This window comes from Streptomyces sp. NPDC090025 (genome assembly GCF_044748125.1).
GTDB lineage: Bacteria > Actinomycetota > Actinomycetes > Streptomycetales > Streptomycetaceae > Streptomyces.
In genome coordinates this window covers 54,913-75,954 of record NZ_JBIVFL010000020.1, presented here as the reverse complement: position 1 = coordinate 75,954, position 21,042 = coordinate 54,913, and the positions used below count along the sequence as shown (strand labels likewise).

22 protein-coding genes are annotated in these 21,042 nt (G+C 72.7%); 13 read left to right on the top strand and 9 right to left on the bottom strand.

Annotated features, from left to right (window positions below; genetic code table 11):
* Positions 1-174: 174 nt before the first annotated feature.
* Positions 175-567 carry an FKBP-type peptidyl-prolyl cis-trans isomerase gene (locus tag ACIPXM_RS32560; protein WP_401662988.1) on the bottom strand — a complete coding sequence of 131 codons (393 nt, stop codon included), beginning with the start codon at positions 565-567 and terminating at the stop codon, positions 175-177.
* A 159-nt stretch (positions 568-726) separates the two neighbouring features.
* Positions 727-1,878, bottom strand: coding sequence for a hypothetical protein (locus ACIPXM_RS32555; RefSeq protein ID WP_401662986.1), 1,152 nt, complete (start codon positions 1,876-1,878; stop codon positions 727-729).
* Positions 1,879-2,134: 256 nt separating this feature from the next.
* Here ACIPXM_RS32555 and ACIPXM_RS32550 point away from each other — a divergent pair, with 256 nt between their 5' ends.
* Positions 2,135-2,566: an OsmC family protein gene (locus ACIPXM_RS32550; protein ID WP_401662984.1), complete on the top strand. Its 432-nt coding sequence runs from the start codon at positions 2,135-2,137 to the stop codon at positions 2,564-2,566.
* 141 nt (positions 2,567-2,707) lie between these two features.
* Here ACIPXM_RS32550 and ACIPXM_RS32545 read toward each other — a convergent pair whose 3' ends face one another.
* A complete protein-coding gene (locus tag ACIPXM_RS32545; protein ID WP_401662982.1) occupies positions 2,708-3,346 on the bottom strand; it encodes a hypothetical protein in 639 nt (212 codons plus the stop codon).
* 19 nt (positions 3,347-3,365) lie between these two features.
* Positions 3,366-3,719: a hypothetical protein gene (locus tag ACIPXM_RS32540; RefSeq protein WP_401662979.1), complete on the bottom strand. Its 354-nt coding sequence runs from the start codon at positions 3,717-3,719 to the stop codon at positions 3,366-3,368.
* 9 nt (positions 3,720-3,728) lie between these two features.
* Here ACIPXM_RS32540 and ACIPXM_RS32535 point away from each other — a divergent pair, with 9 nt between their 5' ends.
* Positions 3,729-4,403 (top strand): TetR/AcrR family transcriptional regulator, encoded by a 675-nt coding sequence (locus ACIPXM_RS32535; protein WP_401662977.1) that lies wholly within the window; start codon positions 3,729-3,731, stop codon positions 4,401-4,403.
* Between the two features lie 88 nt (positions 4,404-4,491).
* Here ACIPXM_RS32535 and ACIPXM_RS32530 read toward each other — a convergent pair whose 3' ends face one another.
* Complete coding sequence (locus ACIPXM_RS32530; RefSeq protein ID WP_401662975.1) at positions 4,492-6,051, bottom strand: SDR family oxidoreductase; 1,560 nt, start codon at positions 6,049-6,051, stop codon at positions 4,492-4,494.
* Positions 6,052-6,214: 163 nt separating this feature from the next.
* Between ACIPXM_RS32530 and ACIPXM_RS32525 the strand changes: the two genes are divergently transcribed.
* The 4 genes from ACIPXM_RS32525 to ACIPXM_RS32510 all read left to right on the top strand — a co-directional run bounded on the left by ACIPXM_RS32525 (position 6,215) and on the right by ACIPXM_RS32510 (position 9,681).
* Positions 6,215-6,739: a hypothetical protein gene (locus tag ACIPXM_RS32525; RefSeq protein WP_401662973.1), complete on the top strand. Its 525-nt coding sequence runs from the start codon at positions 6,215-6,217 to the stop codon at positions 6,737-6,739.
* Between the two features lie 20 nt (positions 6,740-6,759).
* Positions 6,760-7,971: a sensor histidine kinase gene (locus ACIPXM_RS32520; protein ID WP_401662971.1), complete on the top strand. Its 1,212-nt coding sequence runs from the start codon at positions 6,760-6,762 to the stop codon at positions 7,969-7,971.
* Positions 7,968-8,639, top strand: a complete 672-nt coding sequence (locus tag ACIPXM_RS32515; RefSeq protein WP_401662969.1) for a response regulator — start codon at positions 7,968-7,970, stop codon at positions 8,637-8,639. The genes ACIPXM_RS32520 and ACIPXM_RS32515 overlap by 4 nt, the downstream gene beginning before the upstream one ends.
* Positions 8,640-8,847: 208 nt before the next feature.
* The gene (locus ACIPXM_RS32510) at positions 8,848-9,681 is read left to right on the top strand and encodes a hypothetical protein (RefSeq protein ID WP_401662967.1); all 834 of its coding nucleotides are present in this window, start codon (positions 8,848-8,850) and stop codon (positions 9,679-9,681) included.
* Positions 9,682-9,720: 39 nt separating this feature from the next.
* Here ACIPXM_RS32510 and ACIPXM_RS32505 read toward each other — a convergent pair whose 3' ends face one another.
* Both ACIPXM_RS32505 and ACIPXM_RS32500 read right to left on the bottom strand, forming a co-directional pair.
* Entirely contained in the window at positions 9,721-10,380 is a 660-nt protein-coding gene (locus ACIPXM_RS32505) for a TetR/AcrR family transcriptional regulator (RefSeq protein ID WP_401662965.1), read from the bottom strand.
* Positions 10,381-10,552: 172 nt separating this feature from the next.
* The gene (locus ACIPXM_RS32500) at positions 10,553-11,542 is read right to left on the bottom strand and encodes a DsbA family protein (protein ID WP_401662963.1); all 990 of its coding nucleotides are present in this window, start codon (positions 11,540-11,542) and stop codon (positions 10,553-10,555) included.
* 224 nt (positions 11,543-11,766) lie between these two features.
* On the opposite strand from ACIPXM_RS32500, the gene ACIPXM_RS32495 reads away from it, so the two are divergent.
* Together ACIPXM_RS32495 and ACIPXM_RS32490 are read left to right on the top strand one after the other, a co-directional pair.
* Positions 11,767-12,243 (top strand): hypothetical protein, encoded by a 477-nt coding sequence (locus tag ACIPXM_RS32495; protein ID WP_401662961.1) that lies wholly within the window; start codon positions 11,767-11,769, stop codon positions 12,241-12,243.
* Positions 12,244-12,423: 180 nt separating this feature from the next.
* Positions 12,424-13,446, top strand: a complete 1,023-nt coding sequence (locus ACIPXM_RS32490) for a hypothetical protein (RefSeq protein ID WP_401662959.1) — start codon at positions 12,424-12,426, stop codon at positions 13,444-13,446.
* A gap of 215 nt (positions 13,447-13,661) precedes the next feature.
* Here ACIPXM_RS32490 and ACIPXM_RS32485 read toward each other — a convergent pair whose 3' ends face one another.
* Together ACIPXM_RS32485 and ACIPXM_RS32480 are read right to left on the bottom strand one after the other, a co-directional pair.
* Positions 13,662-14,189 (bottom strand): hypothetical protein, encoded by a 528-nt coding sequence (locus ACIPXM_RS32485; protein WP_401662957.1) that lies wholly within the window; start codon positions 14,187-14,189, stop codon positions 13,662-13,664.
* 125 nt (positions 14,190-14,314) lie between these two features.
* Complete coding sequence (locus ACIPXM_RS32480; RefSeq protein ID WP_401662955.1) at positions 14,315-15,592, bottom strand: hypothetical protein; 1,278 nt, start codon at positions 15,590-15,592, stop codon at positions 14,315-14,317.
* A gap of 535 nt (positions 15,593-16,127) precedes the next feature.
* Between ACIPXM_RS32480 and ACIPXM_RS32475 the strand changes: the two genes are divergently transcribed.
* From ACIPXM_RS32475 to ACIPXM_RS32455, 5 genes are all read left to right on the top strand, one after another.
* Positions 16,128-16,631 (top strand): hypothetical protein, encoded by a 504-nt coding sequence (locus ACIPXM_RS32475; protein WP_401662953.1) that lies wholly within the window; start codon positions 16,128-16,130, stop codon positions 16,629-16,631.
* A gap of 110 nt (positions 16,632-16,741) precedes the next feature.
* On the top strand, positions 16,742-16,954 hold the full coding sequence (locus ACIPXM_RS32470; protein ID WP_401662951.1) for a hypothetical protein: 213 nt from the start codon (positions 16,742-16,744) through the stop codon (positions 16,952-16,954).
* 894 nt (positions 16,955-17,848) lie between these two features.
* Positions 17,849-18,664 (top strand): inositol monophosphatase family protein, encoded by an 816-nt coding sequence (locus tag ACIPXM_RS32465; protein WP_401662949.1) that lies wholly within the window; start codon positions 17,849-17,851, stop codon positions 18,662-18,664.
* A gap of 46 nt (positions 18,665-18,710) precedes the next feature.
* Complete coding sequence (locus ACIPXM_RS32460) at positions 18,711-19,307, top strand: NADPH-dependent F420 reductase (RefSeq protein WP_401662947.1); 597 nt, start codon at positions 18,711-18,713, stop codon at positions 19,305-19,307.
* Positions 19,308-19,803: 496 nt separating this feature from the next.
* A complete protein-coding gene (locus tag ACIPXM_RS32455; RefSeq protein WP_401662945.1) occupies positions 19,804-20,772 on the top strand; it encodes a helix-turn-helix domain-containing protein in 969 nt (322 codons plus the stop codon).
* Positions 20,773-21,042: the final 270 nt, after the last annotated feature.

Genomic DNA, 21,042 nt, shown 5'->3' with positions numbered 1-21,042 from the left:
CGCCGCCCCACCGACGCGTCGGCGGTCGGCGTCCGTCATGCCACCCTTCGGCGTCCGTCGAGTCGGCCTCCGGCGTTCGGGTTCGGGGTCAGGTCCGTCGAACGGGGAAACCCCGCCCCGCTCGATCCCGGTGCGACGGTGCGACGGTGGGACCTCGTCGGCCGAACGGCCGGCTCAGGCCACGACCGACAGCAGGTCCACGACGAACACCAGCGTCGAACCCGCCGGGATCAGCGACGACGGCGACTGATTGCCGTACCCCAGGCGCGGCGGTACGACGATCTCGCGGCGCCCGCCGACCCGCATCCCCCTGATGCCCCGGTCCCACCCCTTGATGGCCCGGCCCCCGCCCACCGCGAACTTGAACGGCACCCCCCGGTCCCAGGACGCGTCGAACTCCTTCCCGGACGCGAACGTGACACCGACGTAGTGCACTTGGACGACGTTGCCCGGCTTCGCCTCGGGGCCGTCGCCGACGATCAGGTCGCGGATCGTCAGCTCGGCCGGAGCCTCGCCCTCCGGGACCTCGACCACCGGCTTCGTCCGCTCGCTCGTCTCATCGCTCATCGCAGGCCCCATCACGCTCCGCCGGAGGCCCTGGTACGGACCCTCCGGGCCGCCCGGTCGCTCCGGCGGCACGGGCTCACGCTACCGAGAAGCGGCGCGCGGCGGCGAAACGAGGCGCGGGACCCACGCTGAGGACGGGGCGAGGACGGGGCACCAGGCTCACTTCTTCGGCCCCCGGAACAGCCCGAGCGACTTCGTGAACGACTTCAGCGGAGACTCCTCCGCCCGGCCCGCCGTCGACGGAAGCGCCCCCGCTGCCCCGCCGCCACCGTTCGCTTCGGCAAGCGCCGCGAGCGCCGACTCGGCGGCCTCCCGGTACAGGTCGCAGGACTCCGTCATGGCCGCGAGCGCCTTGGCGTACCGGGTGACCATCGCCCGCGCGTGCGTCAGCTCCTCGTCCGGGGTGAGCAGGTGCCAGCCCTGCCGCAGCCGGGTGAGGGCCTGCTCGGCCTCCGGCGGCATCGGCCGGGGCAGGGTCGCGAACTCGACGATCAGGTCCAGGAACGCGGTCGGCTCCGAACCGTCGAGGAAGACGTGCGGCACCGTGAAACGCTCGGCGTCGTACCCGGGCACCGGCGGCCCCATGGGCAGCACGACCGCGCCGCCGCGCGGTATGCCGACCCCCAGCTCACGCTTCGTCACGAAGTCGGCGGTCAGTGCCTGGTCGGGCGCGGCCCGGTGCTCGACCACCCGGTGGCGCAGGCTCGCGGGCAGGAACGCCGTGACCGGCCGCTGCCCGGCGGCCTCCGGGGTCATCGCCTCGTGCACCAGGACGTGCACGAACCAGCTCTGCCGACCGCATTCGCGCAGGCGACGGCGCGCCTCGTCGTCGTCCTTGGGCAGATGGTTCACCGACCGCAGCCGCACCCCCGGCACCATCTCGTGGTCCCACTCGATCCGGTCGCTGTCCGGCCAGAACATGGTCGCGGGGGAGGGCCAGCCCGCCTCCCACGCCCGCTCCGCCTCCGCGGCGAGCACCCAGGTGACGCCGCCCTTGTCCGCGCGCCGGGACTCGGGGTCGTACGTGACCAGTTGAGCCCGTACGACGACGTCGTCGCGCACCCGCCAGCGCGCCTCGAAGACGCGGCGGGCCCCGGGTCCCGGGTCGGCGGACTCGTCCCGGGGATAGAGGTCCGTCGAGCGGGCGGCCTCGACGGGATCGAGGTCCAGGAAGTCGTCGATCACCCGGGCCGCCTTGAGGGCGATCAGGTTGCGCCGGACGTCCCGCTCGGGCTCGGGCCCGAGATGCCGGGCCCGCCCGAGCCACACGGTGTCGGGGAAGGGGGTCGCTGGGGTGCTGTTCTTGGCCATGGAACCGTTCGGTGGGCGACGAGGGCTCGGCCAGTATGGTCCCTGCCCCGGCCGAGGGAAGCGGTACCCCTCCCGAGCCGCCGCGAATCGCCGCCGCGCCGCCCGAAACCGCCGCGCCCGCCACCCGGGATCCGCCGGACCCGCCACTCCGCATCCGCCGCCTCCGCTCGCCCGTCCCTGACCTCGTCCCCGGCCGAAGCGCCCGGGCGGCGCGGGGTGCGCCGGGCGCCCGGGCGCCGGGGTTACCTTCGGGGACATGACTGCTGACTCACTGCGCTCCGTCACCATCGAACGGACCGGGCCCGGCCGGTTCACCGCGACCAACACGCGGGGCGACACGCTGACCTTCGGCACCGGCTCCGAGGGCGGCTTCACCCCCGTCGAGCTGCTGCTCGCCGCGATCGGCGGCTGCTCGGCGGCGGACGTGGACGTCGCCACCACCCGGCACACCGAGCCGACCGTCTTCGGCCTCACGGTCACCGGGCACAAGGTGGCGGACGACGACGGAAACCGGATGACCGACCTGGAGGTCGCGTTCGCCGTCGCCTTCCCCGAGGGCGAGACCGGCGACCGGGCGCGGGCGATCCTGCCGCGCGCGGTGAAGACCTCGCACGACAAGCTCTGCACCGTCAGCCGCACGGTGGAGGCCGGGACACCGGTCGTCACCAAGGTGCTCGACGTGGAGTGACCGGCCGACCGTACAAAAGACGTGCCCCGGGCCGGACCCCCGTCCCGGCCCAGGACACGTCGGCCCGTGGCCACCTCGGCACCTCGGCACGTCGGCACGTCGGCACGTCGGCACCTGGGTACGTCGGCGCCTCGGCAGCGCTCACATCAGCACGGCCTCGATCCTGGCCGCGAGACTGAGCACCGCCGCCGCGGAGAGGGTCCAGCCGCCGGAGGTCTGGCGGTGCAGGGTGCGGGCCAGGAGCAGGCCGCCCCGCACCTGGGGCTCGACGGTGAGGCGGCGCTCGACGGTCCACTGGTGGGTGAGATCGGGGCCCGCCGCGGTGGCGGACACCCGCTCGGCGAGTGCGAGGAGTTCGGCGTCCGCGCCGAGCCGCCGGACCGTCTCCTGGTCGCCGTCGAAGCCGGTCGGGCGGCCCCGCTGACGCTCACCGAGCGAGACGGGGCCGGGCACGGTGACGGTGAGCGGCACCGCGTACTGGAGCAGGCCCAGGCCGAAACTCTTGCGGATCGCGCGGCCGGTCATGACGGAGGCGCGCAGCTCGAACGGGCGGGGAGCCCGGGCGTCCACGTAGACGAAGCAGTGGGTGGGCGCCGGCATGCCGCTCATGCGCTCGCGGGGCGGCAGCAGGCTGCCGGCCGGTACGCCCGCGCTGTCGCCCGGCAGGACCTGCGCGGGCGGCGCGGCGGGCAGGGCGAGTTCGGTGGTGAGGGCGCGGGCGATGTCGGCGGACACGACCGCGGTGTCCCGGCGGCGGCCGGTCCATTGGGCGATGGCCATGGAGGTACGTCCGTCCTGGTCAGACCGAACCGGCGAGTATGCGCAGCTCTTCGAGGCGGTGCAGGGCGTTCTGGCGCTGCTCCTGGAAGCGGCCGGGGCGGGCCTGGGTGAGCGCGGTCCAGTGGTCGACGGCGGCCCGGGCCTGGTCGAGCGCCGCGGCGAAGCGGGCCTCGGAGGTGAGCGCGTCGCGGTCGCGGTCGGCGGCCTCGGCGCGCCGGAGCAGGGCCTGCGTGGGGTCCTCGGCGGCGTGCTGCGCGGCGGCCTCGGCGCGGGCCACCTGGCGGCGTCGGCGGGCGACGCTCGCGTAGCCGACGAGAGCCACGAGGAGCCCGGTGAGGGCGGCCGAGACGAACTTCATCAACACATCATCCATGGGCGCAGTATGGCCCCGAGGCGCTCGCATTTAGAGCATGTTTCTAGAAAAATATTCGAGATCTTCACGTCCGCCTATACTCCTGACATGGCGAAGCAGTCCCGTGGCGAGGCCACCGTCGAACGTCTCCTGGCCGCGGCACTGGAGGTCTTCAGCACGTCCGGACAGGCCGGACTCACCGTCCACGCGGTGACGAAGGCGAGCGGGGTCAGCCTCGGCAGCCTGTACCACCACTTCGGCAGCCTCGACGGACTCGCGGCGGCGCTGTACGGAGCCTGCCTGCAGCAGACGTACGCGGAGGCGCTCGGCGCGGTCGACCGGGCCAGGACCGCGCGGACCGGCATCCGGGCCTTCGTGACGACGTATCTGCGCTTCATCCAGGAGAACCCGGCCGTCGCCCGCTATCTGCACGGCTCCGCGTACTCCAGCTATCTGGCGGTCGACGCCGACCGGGCCCGCGGCGTCGAACCGGACCACTTCCCCCGCGTCGCCGACCACCTCCGCCGCTGGACCGCCACCGGCGAGATCGCCGCGATCCCGGACCCGCTCCTGGAGGTCCTGATCGTCGGCCCGGTCGCGGTGACCGCCCATCGCTGGCTCGCGGCCCCGGAGGACATCACCCTCGACCAGGCGGCCCGGGTCCTCTCGGACCGCATCTGGGCGTCGGTCGCGGCGGCCCACTGAGGGCCTGAGCCAGCGAGCCATTGAGTCACTGGGGCACTGGGGTACTCGGGGAGATTGGGGGCACTGGGGGACTGAGGGACTGGCGGGCTCACCCCGGCGGCGGCGACACGTCCGCGAGGCGCTCCGCGGCGCGGGTGATGTTGCGGGCCATGCCGCCGAAGATCACCGCGTGGAACGGTGCCATGCTCCACCAGTAGAGGTGCCCGATCAGCCCGTGCGGATGGAACAGGGCCCGCTGGCGGTAGCGGGCGCCGCCGTCGCGGTCGCGGTGCGGGTCCGCGTACATCTCGAGCCAGGCGAGTCCAGGCAGCCGCATCTCGGCGCGCAGCCGGAGCAGACGGCCCGGCTCGATCTCCTCGACCCGCCAGAAGTCCAGCGAGTCGCCGACCCGCAGCCGGGCGGCGTCACGGCGGCCCCGGCGGATGCCCGCGCCGCCGACGAGCCGGTCGAGCCAGCCGCGGACGGCCCAGGCGAGCGGGGCGGAGTACCAGCCGTTGTCACCCCCGATGCCCTCGATCACCCGCCACAGCTCGTGCGGGCCCGCCGCCGTGCTCCGGGTCCTGCGGTCGGTGTAGAGGCTGCCGCCGGCCCAGTCGGGGTCGGTCGGCAGGGGGTCGCTGGGCGCGCCGGGGAGCGAGGCGTTGGACCAGCGGGTGGTGACGTCGGCCTCGCGGACCCGCTGGAGGGCCAGCCGGAGCGAGCGGTCGAAGGAGAGCGGGCTGCCCGGTTCGTCCGGGACATGGCGGGCGATGTCGTGCTCGCCGCACACGACCTCGTGACGCAGGGACTCCGCCAGCGGCCTGGCCAGGGCGCGCGGGACGGGGGTGACGAGCCCGATCCAGAGACTGGACAGGCGCGGGGTGAGCATCGGGACCCGCAGGATCACCCTGGGCGGCAGCTCGGCGACCTCGGCGTACCGGCGCATCATCTGCTCGTACGTGAGGATGTCGGGCCCGCCGATGTCGAAGGCCCGGTTGACGTCCGCCGGCATACGGGCGCTGCCGGTGAGGTAGCGCAGCACGTCCCGGACGGCGATCGGCTGGACCCGGGTGGCGACCCAGCTCGGCGTGACCATGACGGGAAGCCGCTCGGTGAGGTACCGCAGCATCTCGAACGAGGCCGACCCCGACCCGATGACCACCGCCGCCCGGAGCACGGTCGCCGGGACGGGCCCTTCGAGGAAGATCTCGCCGACCTCGGCGCGCGACCGCAGATGGGGCGAGAGCTCGGCCTGCGGGCGGTCGGCCGGGACGAGACCGCCGAGGTAGACGATCCGGCGGACGCCCGCCGTGTGCGCCGCCCGGCTGAAGGCACGGGCCGCCGCCCGGTCGCGTTCCTCGAACCGGGATCCGCTGTTGAGCGAGTGGACCAGGTAGTAGGCGACGTCGACACCGCGCAGGGCGGCGGTCGTGATGGCCTCGTCCAGGACGTCCCCGCGCACAGCCTCGACCCGGTCGGCCCAGGGGTGGTCGCGCAGCCGCTCAGGTGAGCGGGCGAGGCAGCGGACCCGGTGCCCGGCGTCGAGGAGCTCGGGGACGAGACGGCCGCCGATGTAGCCGGTGGCGCCGGTGACCAGGCATGTCAAGGGTGCGTGGGGCGTGCGGGGCGTCCGGGGTGCCTGCGGGGTGTGGTCCACGTCGTCCTCCATACGCCGTCGTCCTTCACGTTCAGGATCACGCACTTCCGCGCCGTTTTCCGGTCGGCGGCCGCGTGCCGCCCACCGCCCGCGGGTCCCCGAGGCCGACGTCTCCACCCGTATCTCCACCCATGGGTCCAGGTGCGAACGGCGTCCCGCGAGGAGTCTGGAGCACATGACAACAACCGAGTGGATCACCGACATCGCTCTCGTCCTCGTCGTCTTCCGGCAGCTGCGGGAAGGCCGTCTCGACCGCAGGACGTTCCTGATCCCGCTCGGGATCGTGGCCTTCGTGGCGTACTCGTACCTGGACTCGATCCCCACCGGCGGGAACGACCTCGTGCTCATCGGGGCCCTGACGGCCGTCGGTGCCGCGCTCGGCATCGCGGGCGGCATCTACACCCGGATCCGGGCGGTCGACGGACAGCTCCTGATCAAGGCCGGTGTGGTGTCGGCCGTCCTGTGGATCGTCGGCATGGGCGCCCGCATGGGCTTCCAGATCTGGGTCGAGCACGCCGGAGGCGCGGACGACGTGGCCCGCTTCAGCCTCGCGCACCACATCACCACCTCGCAGGCATGGGTCACGGCCTTCGTCCTGATGGCGCTCGTCGAGGTCGTCAGCCGGGTCGCGACGATCTACCTCCGCAGCCGTGCGGTCGGGGCGGAGCACCGGATCCCCGTCCTCGGCCGCGCCGCGTGATCATGTCGTATCGTCGGCCCATGGCCATGGACCGGAGCAACCCGTCTCCCGGGCAGGACACCGCCCGGGAGACGGGGCCGCGTCCCGTCCCGGGGCAGGACTCGCGGATCCAGTGGGTGGCGTCGCTCGCGGTCGTGATCTCCGGGATCGTGACCATCCGCCCGATGGGCCTCAGCGGCCAGGGGCTCGCCGTGCTGCTGCTCTTCGTGGTCAACTCCGCCGCTCTGCTCGCCCGGCGCCTGCCCGAGCACAAGGTCCCGCCCCGGCTGGCGATGGCCTGGCTCGGACTCGGCGTCGTCGCGGCGGCCGCCCTGATCGGTCTGAGCAGCAGCGGCAGCGCCTACCTCTTCGCGTTCTTCCTCGCCGGGCACATCGGCTACCGGCTGGAGACCCGGCCCGCACTCGTCCTCGCGGCGCTGTGCAGTGTGCTCTGCGGCGCCGTGCTGTTCCTCCGTCTCGGGCCCGGGCACGAACTGCTGCCGTGGGTGCTCGGCCTGGTCACCGGGACCCCGGTGGTGGTCGGCATCGTCAACCGCAGCCAGCGGCGGGCCGTCCGGGCGGCGATCGAGTCCGCGGAGGCGGCCGAACGCGCCGCCCGGGCCGAGGCCCAGAGTGCGGTCCTCGCCGAACGCGGCCGGATCGCCCGGGACGTCCACGACGTCCTCGCGCACTCGCTCGCCGGGATCAACATGCAGCTGGAACTGGCCGACGCGCTGATCGAGACGGGCGACCTGGCCAAGGTCCGCGAGGCCCACGGCAAGGCGCACGCGCTGGTCAAGGAGAGCCTGCGGCAGGCCCAGTGGACCGTGCACGCGCTGCGCGAGGACACCCTGCCGTTGGTCGACACGCTGACCGCGATGCTCGCCTCCTCGGGCCACCACGACGCCCTCACCGTGACCGGCACGGTGCGCGACCTGCCCGCGCGGACCGTGCAGAACCTGCTGCGGATCGGCCAGGAGGCCCTGACCAACGCGGCCCGGCACGCGCCCGGGGGAGCCGTCCGCATGGAGCTGGCGTTCACCGAGGAGTCGACGACCCTCAGCGTCCGCAACCGCCCCGCCGCCCGCGCACCGGGTGCGGGCGCGTCCTCCGGGACGGGCGGGGGCAGCGGCATGGGACTGATCGGGATGCGTGAGCGCGTCGCCCTGCTGGGCGGCACGCTCACCGCGGGCCCGGTCACCGAAGGCCCGCACCAGGGCGACTGGCATGTGGAGGCGGTGATCCCGCGATGACGGGGACGACGGAACCGGAACGTTGCCTGAGGGTGGTGGTCGCCGACGACCAGGCCGCCGTACGGGAGCCCCTCGCCGCGGTGCTCGCGCTGGCGGACGACATCGAGGTCGTCGCGGCCGCGGCGAACGGCAGCGAGGTCCTCGCCGCGGTCGCGGCCGGGCCGGTGGACGTGGTGCTGATGGACCTGCGGATGCCGGTGATGGACGGCATCGAGGCGACCGGCCGGCTCACCGCGGAGCACCCGGAGGTCGCGGTCGTGGTCCTGACGACCTTCGCGGACGACGACTCGATCCTGGGCGCGCTGGGCGCGGGCGCCCGGGGCTACCTGACGAAGAACGCCGGACGCCAGGACATCACCCGCGCCATCAGGGCCGCGGCGGCGGGCCAGTCCGTCCTCGACCGCGAGGTCCAGGACCGCCTCCTCGCCACCGCCCGCACCCGCACACCCCCGGCGCAGCCCGCACAGCCACTGCCCGACGACCTCACCCCGCGCGAACGCGAGGTCCTCGCCCTGATCGGCCAGGGCCTGCCCAACCGGGCCATCGCCGAACACCTCTTCATCAGCGAGGCCACGGTCAAGACCCACATCAACAACCTCTTCGCGAAGGCGGCGATCCGCGACCGCCCGGACGCGGTCCGCCGCGCCCTCGCGGCGGGCCTCGTCTGAGCGGACCCGCTGCGGACCCGATTCGGACCCGATTCGGACCCGATGCGTCGCCCCGGGAGGGGACGCAGCCGGGGCGCGCGTGGGGCGCGCGCGTGCGGTCCACGTGTCCGTGTGCCCCGGCGCAGCGGGCTGGCCTGCGGAAACCTCTTACCGCCCGGCGCCTCGCATCCTCTAATGTGAGCGCGTTCAAAGGGGAGGGAACCCGCACGTGCACCACCAGATCATCACTCGTCGTACCACCACCGCCACCACCACGGCCGCGCTGCTGATCGCCGCAGTCACCGCCGTCGCCACCGGCTGTGGTCCCGACAAGGCCGACACCGGCTCGAAGAGCAAGGACGCGACCGCACGACCTGGGGACGGGCTGGCCGGCATGACCGCCGAGCAGCTCGACCGCCGGGCGCGCGACGTGACCGCGTCCGCCACGTCGATGCGCGTCAAGGGCGACGTCGTCATCGGCGGCCGGAGCATGGAGATGGACCTGGCTCTGGACCGTCATGGTTCGTGCCGCGGCAGCATCACCCTGGGGGGCGGCGGGACCCTGGACCTCATCAAGAAGGGCGACGACCTCATCTACATGAAGGGGGACGAGCGGTTCTGGCGTGGGTCGGTCGCCGCCTCCCAGAAGGGGAACCCGGGCCGCCGCGTATCTCCCGAGAGGGTCGAGAAGGGCATCGCGCTGTTCAAGAACCGCTGGGTGAAGGCCGACCGGCGGATGGCCAACGGCATGGGCGCCAACCTCTGCAATCTGAAGAAGATGACCGGGATGCTCGGTGACGAAGCGACCGGCGGCGTGACCCGCGGCGCCGACACCACCGAGGGCGGGCAGCCCGTCGCGGTCCTGTACCAGCGCAAGGACGACATCGTCAGCACCATCCATGTCGCCGGGAAGGGCAAGCCGTACCTCGTTCGCATCACCGCCGAGGGTGGCAGCGCGCCCGGTGACCTCTACTTCACCGAGTACGGAAAGCCCGTCGACACCACCCCGCCGCCCGCCGATCAGATCCTCAGCCCCGCCGAGATCGCCGCGCAGCGCGCCTGAGCCGCCGCTCCCGGCCCGGCAGGGGCGCCCGCGCCGCGGTCAGCCCCTGCCCCGGATCAGCGCCCAGGTCAGCGCGGACACCTCGGCCACGCTCATGCGACCCGCACCCGCCCCCGTACCCGTACCGGCGCCCGTGCTCGCCCCCGCCCCCGCCCCGTCGAACTCGCCACGCGCCCAAGGGCCGACGACCGCGAGCACGGCGCCGCTGAGGAAGTGCGAGCGGACCAGCAACGCCGTCTCGTCCGGGGCGGCCTCCGGGGCCTCGTCCCGCAGCTGCTCGAACCAAGCCCGCGCCAGCAGGTGTTCGAGGCGGGCGGCGAAGCGTGAACTGCCGTCCTCGCCCAGCATCCTGCGGTAGACGGCGCGGTGCTGGTCGATGTGCGTGAACAGGTTCACCAGATGCACCGGAGTGGTGTCGGACAGGACCTGCGCGTCCGCGGACAGCCGGCACGCGCGGGCCGCCTCGACGACCCCCTCCATCGTCGACTCGGTGGCGTCGAGCAGCAGGTCCTCCCGGTTCTTGTAGTGCAGGTAGACCGTGGCCCGGTTCACCTCCGCGCGCTGCGCGATGTCGCTCATGGTGATGCTGTCCAGGTCCTTCTCCAAGGAGAGGTCCAGGACGGCGGCGCGCAGCAGCGCCCTGGTGCGCCGCACGCGCGGGTCGAGCGAGGTGCCTCGGGCACGGGAGTTGTTCGCCATGCGCCCACGGTTCCACATCACATGACGCACATACAACGCGTGTTTGTTAAGCGACGTATGTCGTGGAGCTGGGTGCCCCGCCCCCGCCCGCGCCCCCACCTCCTGCCTCCGACGCGCACGGGAGCGGACTCGGACCGCCACCGGGGTCCGGGCCTGCTCCCGCGCGCGGAGGTCAACTCACATGTCCGTACTCGGGATTCATCGCGGCGGCCATCCGCAGATGCGGTGCGGCCTCCTCCGTCGCGCCCTGCCGCTCCAAGGTCCGGCCCAGCAGCAGCCGTACATACGGATCGTCCGGGTTCTCCGCCACCAGCGCCTCCAGCCCACCGCGTGCCCGCGACAACTGCGCCGAGTGGAAGTGGGCGCGCGCGGCGAGCATCCGTACGCTCCGCTCCTCGGGGTGCTCCGTCATCAGCGGACCCAGCAGTGTCAGGCAGCCCAGCGGATCCCCCTTGTCGAGCAGCGCCTCGGCCAGCCTCAACCGCTCTACCTCGGCAGGCAGTTCACGCCGCGGCTCGGCGACGGCCCGCGCCACGAACTCGGCGATCACCTCCGGCGCGTGCGCCCCGGCCAGTGCCTCCCCGCCGATCACCAGGGTCGGCGAGGTGGCCACGCCGATCGCCCTGCCGCGCAGCAAGGTCTCCCGTACCTGCTCCTCGGCTCCGCCCTCGGCCAGGAGTACGGCCCCCTCGGCGAATCCGGCCGCGGCGGCGATCTCCTCAAGCGTCGCCGCCAGGCTGATGTCCCGCTGCTCCACGAAGTGGGCGCGCAGCACCCCCTCCAGCACGGCGTCCTGCAACACGGCGCCACCCCGCTCGTACGCCAGGGCGATCAGCCGGTGCGCGTCATGACTCGACGCCCGCCACGCCGCGCCCCAGCGCGGCCCGATCCCCTCGGCCGCGGCGATCTCCGAGACCCTGACCCGATTCTCGGCGGCGCTCATCCCGGGCGCGCAGCCCCGCAGCGCCGCGTCCACCACCGGATCCCGCAGCACCTCGTCCAGCGGCTCCGCCCGCGAGGGCGCCATCGGATCGATTCGGAACGGCCGCCACACCACCTCGACCGGCTCCCCGCGCCACGCTTCGCGTGCCACTGCCAGCCGACGCTTGCCGATGTACGCCCAGGCGCAGACCACGTCCGCCCACACTTCGATGTGCCTCATGCCCTCAAGTTAATCAACATCTGTCGTGTAATCAACACTCGTCGTATATGCGGCTGGTGAGCTCGGCGGCCGCCCCGCGCTGCCCCGCCCCGCCCCGCACCACGCCCGAAGATCCACTTCGCATTTGTGCAATACGCGACGGTCTGAGCGATGTGAGGCTGATGCACGCCCCTTCGGACCCGGTCGCAATCAGGGTCCTCACCGCCTATGGAAAGGCAATTGGCGTGAAGAAGACAGTCAGAGCGATCATGGTCGCCGCAGCGGTTCCCGCCCTGGTCATGTCGGCGTCCGGCGCGGCGTCGGCGGACGCATGGGTGACCTGGAAGAACACCAAGTCCAAGCTCTGGCTCACGTACGAGCGTTCCGGCGGCGGCGTGAAGGGCGACCGGGGCGGGGTGCAGTGGGAGCCCGACTGGTGGGCGGTCTGGAACAGCGACGGCAGCTGGAACATGAGCACCGGCACCTACAACTCCGACGGCTCCAGCCGCTGCCTCACGGGGTACTACCGCCAGGTGTACGTCGAGAACTGCTGGAACAACCGTGACCAGACGAACTGGTGGCAGCGCTGGTACGAGATCCCGGCCTCCGACGGCTGGAAGCTGAAGAACCGGCAGACCGGCTACGTGCTGGACGACGAGGGCAGCGGCGGGATCTACGCCAACGCCACCGACTACAACAACGAGAACCAGCGCTGGAAGTAGGGAACGAACGCGCGGGTCCGCCGGACCGTCCGGCGGACCCCGCGCTTCCAGGACCCGAGGAGGCGAGGACTCGAGGACCCAGGACCCAGGACCCAGGACCCAAGGATCGGGGCCGGGCGGGCCCCCGCGCCCTCTCGCGTGAACCCACCGGATCGAGTCGGAGTCAGGACGATGCAAGCCATGTACGAATCAAGGCGGCCGTTGTGGACGGCCGTCGCCGCGTTGACGGCGGTCCTCGCGCTCGGCGGGTGCGGAAGCGCGAGCACCGACGGCGACACGTCGGGCACGTCGGCCGCAGGGGCGACGGCAGGGGCGACGGCCAGGGCGAGGGCGGCGGAGCCGTCGATTCCCTCGCTCGGCACGGCGACGTCCGGCGATCCGGCCAAGCCGGTCGCCTTCACGGGCGGCGGCGCGGTCCTCCGGCCGGACGGGTCGATGACCCTTCCGCTGGACTCGTACGTCTCCGCGCCCGACGAGACGACGATCGTCCTGGCCGAGAACGAGCTCGCCAAGCAGTGCATGCGGGCGCAGGGGATGGAACTCCCCGCGTCGCTCCTGCTCACCAGCGGCCCGGAGGCGCCCGCCCCGTACGTCCTCTACGGCCTGATCGACATGGATGCCGCCAAGGTCTACGGGTACCGGGAGCCCTCGCCGCCGCACCGGTCCAAGGGCGGGACCGCCGCGGCCCCCGCCAAGGTGGCTCCGGCGGTGGTGCGGGCGTACTTCGGCGATCCGAAGAAGCCCGGCGGGGGCTGCGAAGGTGACGCGCGCAAGAAGCTCGGCGGCCCGAACCCGACGACGTTGCTCATGCACGTCCAGGAGCTCAGGTCGGTGTCGCTCGGCGCCACCTACCAGGACAGCCGTGTCAAGGCCGCCGTCTCACGGTGGAGCGTCTGCATGAAGCGGGCGGGCTACGACTACGCCGATCCGCTGGCTCCCGGCCACGACAGAACGCTGCTCGGCCGGGGCCTGCCCGTACCGCCCGGAGCGACCCTGCCGCCGCCCTCACCCGCCGAGATCTCGGCGGCGGTCACGGACATCACCTGCAAGCGCCGCACCGGGTACCTGCAGACCGTCGTCCTGGTCTCCGCGGCGTACGAGCGGGAGCTCATCGAGGAGCGTGCCCGGCCCCTGCGCGCGGCGCAGGACGAGCAGAAGCGGAAGCTGCGCTCGGCGAAGGAGATCCTTCGCGACGGCGGATGAGGAACACCCCGCCGCACGGGCGGCTGCGACCGCGACGCGACGGCGACCGCGACGCGACGGCGACCGCGGCGCGACGGTGACCGTGGCGCGGCCTGCTCGGGCGGCGGTGCACACGCCCTGGCCGGCCTCGCCGACGACGCCCCGGACGGCAGCCGACCCGTGCGGCTCTGCCCCGGGCATGACCGGCACGTGTACGGGGCTGGTTCAGGCGCCGCTCACCACGAGCGCGACCACCGGTAGCGCCGCAGCCGGGAGGACGCGGCGTCCTCGGTCATCCCGAGCGCGACGGCGATCTCCCGTTCGCTGTGCTTGCGGGCGGCCTCGCGGGCGGCGTACTCACCGGCCGGGAGGGCAACGGCCTCCAGTACGACGGCGATCCGGAGCGCGGTCAGCGGGTCGTCGCCCTCGATGTCGACGATCCGGTCCCGCAACGTCCGCACCAGGACCTCGACGTCCTCGGGCATGGCCGGCGCCCCGGCGGCGACCTCGTCCATGTGCCGCTCCCAGTCCCGCTCGGGACCGGAGGTGTCGTGGAGATAGGGGGCGCGGCGGTCGACGTCGTCCCAGTCGACCGGGTACGTCTCCGCCCCGCGCCACCCGCACGTGCAGCGGCCGCGCAGCACCTCGGCCTTCGGAGCGGTGTGCCGCCCCGTGTACGCGTACCAGTCCGACGTCTGATGGACGCTCGGGCCGCTGCCCACGTCGTCGTACACCGGCCAGGGTTCGCTGACCGACCTGGCCACTGGCACATGCCGCAGGTGCGTCTCCCACCGAGCGGCAGCCTCACGCCCCCCACGGCGGTGGTACGGCTCGGCGTGCACCGAGCCGTACCACGCAGCCAAGAGGGGCGAGGGGTCGATCGGGTCGGTCAGGGGCAGGTCACCAGGATGATGGAGACGACGGTGCAGGTGGCCGTGGCGCTGTCGTTGGCCGGGTCGGGGTCGAGGGGCGCGGAGGCGGTTCGGGTGCCGGTGACGGACAGCGGCCCGAGGGAGAGCAGGCCCAGCGGGACACGGAAGGACTTCGCCGCGGTGCTGCCGCTGGCGATGGCGCCGTACGAGCAGGTGACGGTCGTGGCGGAGGTGGTGCAGCCGGCCGCCAGGTTCGTGGCTCGTGCGCCGGGCGGCAGGGTCACGGTGAGGGTGGCGGAGGTGACGGCGTCGGGGCCGATGTTGCGGGCGGTCAGGTTGTAGCTGAGGTAGGGCACCAGGATGCCCAGGTGGGTGGTCGGGGTGATGCCGACGGCGATGTCGGCCTTGCCGTTGCGGAAGGTGAAGACGATGGATCCGTCGCCGGAGTTGACGCCGTCGGTGACCGAGGACGGGGAGCCGGGCACGGTACCGGAGACCCGGCTCGAACCACCGCCGCCGCTGCCGCCCGCGCCGCCGGTCTGGTCGCCGCTGGAGTTGACGTCGACGCCGCCGCCTCCGCCCGCGCCGCCCGAACCGTAGCCCGCGCCGCCGTAGCCGCCGAAGCCGGCGTTGTAGTAGATGCTGCCGCTGGGGGCGCCGCCCTGGGCGTTCGGCCAGCCGCCGGGGGCACCGGCGTTGCTGCCGGGGGTCTGCCCGGCGCCGGCCGCCGTTCCGCCGGCGCCGCCCGCCGTCGCGGTGCCCGCGCCGCCCCGGCCTCCGCCGCCGCCGACCGAGTCGCCCGCGCCCGCGCTGCCGGGGCTGCCGCTGTCACCGCCGGGAGTGCCGGGGAAGGCCGGGGTGGCGATGCCGGGGCCGCCCGCGCCGCCGCCGGAACCGGCGGTGAGCAGCGGGGAGTTGTCGGCGGCGGTGACGGCGACGAGGCCGCCACCGGTGCCGCCGGACCCGGGATAGCTGTCGAAGGTGAAGCCCTGGGCGCCGATCGCGACGTTGAGGGTGGCCCCGGGCGTCACGGCGAGCGTCGCCTCGACCCGGGCGCCCTTGCCGCCGGGCACACCGTCGGAGGAGGGGCCGCCGCCCGCGCCCAGCAGGACGACGTGCCCGGACGTGGCGCCGTCGGGCACCGTCACGCTGCCGGTGCCCTCGGCGGTGCAGGTGATGGTCGTGGCGGTGTCCGTCACCACCGGGGCGCCGCACACCTCGTCCGCCGACGCTGTGGGCGCGAACGCGACCAGCGTCGTGCCCAACAGGGCCCCGCAGCCTGCGATGACCCCCAAGGACCGTCTTATTCGCGCCGGACGCGAGCCGACCCGTGCGGATGACACCATGTGATCGTCGTCCCTTCCCGATGGCGCCGCCGCGGTCCGGGGTCCGACTGGGCCCCGCGCCCCGATGCCGACGCGATGTACCCGTACAGCAGGGCCTGCGGGCAGCAACACCGACCACGCCTCGCCACCGCAGACGGCCTACCGCGCACACCGTGGCACGATAGAGGGTTCAACTTCCCGGAAAAGGGAGAACCCGTCAGACTTCCCCCTGCATCGACCAGATACATGAACAATCCGATCGCCCCCGCTCACCCCCGCCGGGCGCCCCCACCACCCGCACCCAGCCCCCACCGGCTCCCGCCGTCGCACTGCGACGGTGCCTCAGGTGCCACCGGCACCTCCTGGCGAACGCCGCCACTGCGTGGATCCGCACGCGAACGTCGGCTACGGGGCCGCGCGCCTGTGGCAGGCTGGAATCGCCAACAACCGTCATCTGCGCTGCCGTTGGGGTGACGGAAGGTGTGACGATCCGTGGAGTTGAAGAATGCCCTCCCAGGACCCGCTACTGCCCCTTGAGACCTTCACCGCCACTCTCGCCACCCTCTCGACCGTACAGTCGACCTGGCCCACCACACTCACCCCGAAACCCGCAGAGGTGTACGGCCGGGTGGCGAGGTTCGCCAACCTGCTCACGGGCATCAGCGAAGCGGACATCAACGACCTGACTGGCAACCTGAGTACGCCGGAGGGCAAGGAAGCGTTCCGGCAGGTCCTGGGTACGTTCAGCGAGCAGGCCGCGGCCAACGCCGCTGCCGCCGGGCCTTCGGGCGACGAAGCGGCCACCGAGGCGTACAAGGACGCGCGCTCCGCCCTGATCGAGTGCGTCATGGCATGGGCCGTCACCGCCACACAATTCGACGAGGCCGGCGACCGCGTGGTCGGCTTCGTGGACGAGGCGACCGCCACACAGCTCAGGGCCGCCCTCCTCACGGCCCGCGCCGAAGCCGCCGAACTCGCCAAGGCGGCCACGGACTACGGCTCCCATTGAGCTTCGCTCGCCACTCCTCCACACGCGGAGGCGAACGGGCATACGGCAGGCGGCATATGCTTCCACCGGGCGGTGCCGTACCGCCGCTTTCACGGGAGGGACATCCAAGAATGTCGAAGCGACGCACACGAAGCCGCCTCGCGGCCATCACGCTCATCACCGGTCTCACGCTGACCGGGCTCACGGGAATGGCCGCCGCAACCGAATCGCACCCCGGCGCGGGTGGCGGTGCGGCCCTGCTCGACTACCCGACGGGCAGCGGCGTGGTGGTGGCCGCCGTGACCGACAAGTCGCAGCGCGGCGTGGGGATCTGGGGCAGCTGATCCGAGGACGGCGGCCCCGGCCAGCGCTGAACAGCGCGGCCGGGTCCGCCGAGCTCCCCGATTCCCGGTGCGGGCGTCTCGGGGTCGGTGCACAGGTGATGCGGGCGTACGGGGTTCTGGTGAGCGGCAGCATCGGCCCACCGGCCCCTCGCGGTGGTCAGCCGGTCTCCGTCCGCGGGGATCGCGAACCAGACGTCCCGGGCAGCGACTTGACCGTCGCAGACGCCGATGACGTACCGATACCCGGACCGCAGCGGCTGCTGATGCTCGGCGACTGCCGACCCCCGGACACCGTCCAGCCCTACCGGCTGCTCAACCGCCGCGCCGCCCGGAAGCCGCCCCTTGGGCCCGGCCAGCACGAGCGCCCCGGCGAACGACAGCATCACGGCTCGTTTCGTCATCAGCCCCACAGTTCCCGGTAGTTCGCTCGGTCGACCGCCGGTCGGGACGGACATCAGAGTGGTCTCGGTGACCGAGACGGAGCCGATGGCGTCGGCCTTGTGGCACAGCCCGAGCGAAAACCTCCTGGACCCGCAGGCAGGGGACGACCGTAACGGCCCGGCGCCACCCTTCGCCCGCCGCGCCGGAGCGGATCACCCGTACGAACTCCGAGCGGCTCCGAGCCACCCAGACCCTCACGGGGCTCAGACAGGCCACAGCGGCAGATCACGCGCTCGTCGGCGGTCGTCGCGGGCGGGGCGCGGGCCGGGGCTCACGGTGGCAGCTGCTTCGCGCGGAAGAGCGCCTGCTGGTGAACCGGCTCAACACGTGCACGGACCTCGCGTGTGGCACTGAGGTTCCGGACGGATGTCGTCGACGTCCAAGTGTCGACGGGGCCCGATTCCTTAGATTTCAAACATCCCCTTCACCCTTCCTTGCACACACGGGAGCCTCATGTCCGACACCCTGGAGAGCGCCGCCGCCCTCTCCGACGCCGACCTGCTCGAACAGACCGTGACCGCCGTGCGTGCCGCAGGGGCGGCACTGCTCGAGCGTTTCGGGCAGGTGATCCACTACACGGATCGCGACGATCTGATGCGGGCCCTGGCCGTCAACGACGACGCGGCCCTCGACATCCTCCGGCCCCGCCTCACGCAGCTGCGTCCGAAGGCCGGCTGGGTGGAGGACGAGCTGGACGGCGGGGCACTGCCGCCCGGCGAGTGGTGGGTCGTGGATCCGGCCGAAGGCAACGTCAACCACCTCCACGCCCTGCCCGACTGGGCGGTCACCGCCACTCTCGTCCGGGAGAACAAGTCCGTACTGACCGTGGTCCACGTGCCGTTGAGCGGCGAGACCTACACCGCGCTTGCGGGCGCGGGCGCCCATCTCGACGGACGGCCGCTCCATGTCTCCAAGGTGGCGGACCTCGGTCTGGGCATCGTGGCCACCAGCCAGGCCCGGCCGGACGAGGACGAGAAGGTCGTGCGACGCATCGGCGCCTCGATCACCGGCATGCTCCTCGACGCCCTCGTCGTACGCACCTCCGTGCCCGCGACCCTCCACCTGGCGAACGTCGCCGCCGGCCGGGTCGACGCCTTCTGGCAGTTCGCCGGGGCCCGCGCGGACCTGCTGCCCGGAGCACTGCTGGTCACCGAGGCCGGCGGACGGATCTCCGACGCCCAGGGACGCCCCTGGACCCCGCACAGCGAAAGCTTCCTGGCTGCCGCCCCCGGCATTCACGCCGAAGCCGTCGCCTCCCTCTCCCGCTGACCGCACCCACCACACGCCCGTACGAAGAACGAAAGATCAGAATCTCATGACCACGATCGCAGTACTCGGAAACGGCCGCGTCGGCGGCAACCTGGCCACGGCCCTCACCCGGGCAGGACACGAGGTGACGGTGGCGGACAGGGCTCCGGGCGCCGCCGCCGCGGCCGCTCGTGGTGCCCGGGTGGTCGTCAACGCCACGCCGGGCGCCGGCTCCCTGGACACGCTGACCGCCTTGCGCGAGGAGCTGTACGGGAAGCTCCTCATCGACGTCTCCAACGCCACCGTCGACGGACCGGACGGCCTGCCCGCCGACCTGGTGTACCCCGGCAGCAGCCTGGCCGAGCAACTCCAGGAGGCCCTTCCCGGTACCCACGTCGTCAAGACCCTCAACACCATGCTCTTCCCGGTGATGACCTCCCCGGCCACGCTCGGCCAGCCGCCGACGGTGTTCCTCTCCGGGGAGGACCCCCAGGCCAAGCAGACCGTCCGCGAACTGCTCACCGACCTCGGATGGCAGCAGGACTGGATCACGGACCTGGGCGGGATCCGGACCGCCCGCGCCACGGAGGCGGCGATCCTGTTCGTCCCGCACATCATCCGCGCCACGGGATTCACCCCGTTCGCCATATCGGTCGCCCGTTGAGCCGTCGGTGCCGGCACCGCCTGCGGATCGCCGGAGCCCGGCGCCGCCCGCGACGGGTTCCGATCGGGTTCCGATGACGGATCTCGGGTAGCACCGGCACCTGCGCGAGTCCGACAGGCAGGACGGACCACGAACGCGATCCCTGGCGTTCCGCGCGACCGGAGGGTCGTCAGGAATCTCAGGGATCGCCACTCTCGTCGCCGGACCGGACAAGCCGCCCACCCAAGGCCGTCCCCAACCCGTCCTCCGTTCCGTCCGATTCGGAAGTATCAGCTGGACCTCTCAACTCTCGACCTCTCAACTCTCGACCCCTCGCCCCCCTCGACCGTTGCCATCCAGGCCACTTGTAGCTTGTAGGAAGATCTCCTCAGTGCCGCATGAGCCGCGACGGCGTCCTTCGGTACCACCGCAGGACGTCGAAGCAGGGCATACGAGGGAGCGAAGCGGCATGCAGGGGGACGGAGCGGCAGGAGGCGGCGCCCGTGGGGTGTTCACCATGGACTCGACCACCCCGGGCGCCGCACCACAGGGACTCGAGGCGTTCCGACGCGGCTGGGAGACGCAGATCGGCGACGACGTCTTCCAGCTGCCGGCCTTCACCCCGGACACCATCGGTGACTTCCGGGTCAAGGGCAACGTGACCAAGGTGCACGGCGCGGCGATCGCCGACCTCCACGCCGCCTCAGCCACCCGCACCGCGGACGTTCCGGGCGGCGATCAGGACCTGGTCGCCCTGTACGTGGTGCGGTGCGGGACCTGGACTCTGGGCGGCGGTCCCGGCCGCGGCGACCAGACCGTGTCGGCCGGGCAGTTCCTCGTACGCCACCTGGGGCATCTGACGGCCTTCGAGACAAGCGCCGACCTCACCGCGAAGTTCGTCGTGCTGCCCTCCGACGAGCTCAAACCCCTGCTCGGGAGGCGTGCGGTCACCGGGGCCGCCGCCTCGGCCGAGATGCGTCTGCTCACGGCCATGACCGACATGATCCACATGACCGTCGGAGAACTCGGCCCCGCCGGCGTGAGCGCTGCCCAGTCCACCCTGATCGAATTGACCAAGGCCGTGGCCAAGGGCCGCTTCGACGACGCGGAACCCCGGCTGGCCCCCGCCCTCGCCCGGGCGGCCAAAGACCTCGCGGACCGCCGACTCGCCGATCCCGGACTCGGCCCGGCGATGCTCGCGCGGGAACTCAACGTCTCCGTACGCACCCTGCACCGGGCCTTCGCCGCGTCGGGCGAGCAGGTGAGCACGTACATCCGCCACCGCCGCCTGCACGAGGCCAGACTCGCCCTCAGCGCTCCGGCAGGCCGCCTGTCCGTCTCGGAACTCGCCGCACACTGGCAGTTCGCGGACAGCAGCCACTTCACCCGGGCCTTCAAGAAGCAGTTCGGCCAGACTCCCACCGAGTACGCCCGCTCAACCGCAGCAACCCCTGCCCCCAACGGACTGCCGCCCACCGGCACATGAGCCGCCCGAGCGCATTGGAACGAGGCGAGGCTCGGCGAACGCGGTCGTCTTCCCGCCGCACAGGCCGAGGACGAGCCGTCACCGGATCGGTGACGGCTCATCCTCGGCCGGATCAACGTACGCCGAAGCCGCTCGCCCCAACACCGTGGTGCGGGCGGCCACCGTCGTGCTCTCGAGGCGTTGCCAGGCCGTCCGGACCTCCCGGGCAGAGCGAGGTGCGGTGCCCCGCGCGATCGGCGACGGCCTGGGCTCGGCGGTAAGGGGGGCTGT

Excerpts from the sequence above, each read along its gene's own strand:
- ACIPXM_RS32560 (WP_401662988.1), bottom strand. The coding sequence starts at position 567 with ATGAGCGATGAGACGAGCGAGCGGACGAAGCCGGTGGTCGAGGTCCCG.
- ACIPXM_RS32555 (WP_401662986.1), bottom strand. The coding sequence starts at position 1,878 with ATGGCCAAGAACAGCACCCCAGCGACCCCCTTCCCCGACACCGTGTGG.
- ACIPXM_RS32550 (WP_401662984.1), top strand. The coding sequence starts at position 2,135 with ATGACTGCTGACTCACTGCGCTCCGTCACCATCGAACGGACCGGGCCC.
- ACIPXM_RS32545 (WP_401662982.1), bottom strand. The coding sequence starts at position 3,346 with ATGGCCATCGCCCAATGGACCGGCCGCCGCCGGGACACCGCGGTCGTG.
- ACIPXM_RS32540 (WP_401662979.1), bottom strand. The coding sequence starts at position 3,719 with ATGGATGATGTGTTGATGAAGTTCGTCTCGGCCGCCCTCACCGGGCTC.
- ACIPXM_RS32535 (WP_401662977.1), top strand. The coding sequence starts at position 3,729 with ATGGCCCCGAGGCGCTCGCATTTAGAGCATGTTTCTAGAAAAATATTC.
- ACIPXM_RS32530 (WP_401662975.1), bottom strand. The coding sequence starts at position 6,051 with ATGGAGGACGACGTGGACCACACCCCGCAGGCACCCCGGACGCCCCGC.
- ACIPXM_RS32525 (WP_401662973.1), top strand. The coding sequence starts at position 6,215 with ATGACAACAACCGAGTGGATCACCGACATCGCTCTCGTCCTCGTCGTC.
- ACIPXM_RS32520 (WP_401662971.1), top strand. The coding sequence starts at position 6,760 with ATGGCCATGGACCGGAGCAACCCGTCTCCCGGGCAGGACACCGCCCGG.
- ACIPXM_RS32515 (WP_401662969.1), top strand. The coding sequence starts at position 7,968 with ATGACGGGGACGACGGAACCGGAACGTTGCCTGAGGGTGGTGGTCGCC.
- ACIPXM_RS32505 (WP_401662965.1), bottom strand. The coding sequence starts at position 10,380 with ATGGCGAACAACTCCCGTGCCCGAGGCACCTCGCTCGACCCGCGCGTG.
- ACIPXM_RS32500 (WP_401662963.1), bottom strand. The coding sequence starts at position 11,542 with ATGAGGCACATCGAAGTGTGGGCGGACGTGGTCTGCGCCTGGGCGTAC.
- ACIPXM_RS32490 (WP_401662959.1), top strand. The coding sequence starts at position 12,424 with ATGTACGAATCAAGGCGGCCGTTGTGGACGGCCGTCGCCGCGTTGACG.
- ACIPXM_RS32475 (WP_401662953.1), top strand. The coding sequence starts at position 16,128 with ATGCCCTCCCAGGACCCGCTACTGCCCCTTGAGACCTTCACCGCCACT.
- ACIPXM_RS32470 (WP_401662951.1), top strand. The coding sequence starts at position 16,742 with ATGTCGAAGCGACGCACACGAAGCCGCCTCGCGGCCATCACGCTCATC.
- ACIPXM_RS32465 (WP_401662949.1), top strand. The coding sequence starts at position 17,849 with ATGTCCGACACCCTGGAGAGCGCCGCCGCCCTCTCCGACGCCGACCTG.
- ACIPXM_RS32460 (WP_401662947.1), top strand. The coding sequence starts at position 18,711 with ATGACCACGATCGCAGTACTCGGAAACGGCCGCGTCGGCGGCAACCTG.
- ACIPXM_RS32455 (WP_401662945.1), top strand. The coding sequence starts at position 19,804 with ATGGACTCGACCACCCCGGGCGCCGCACCACAGGGACTCGAGGCGTTC.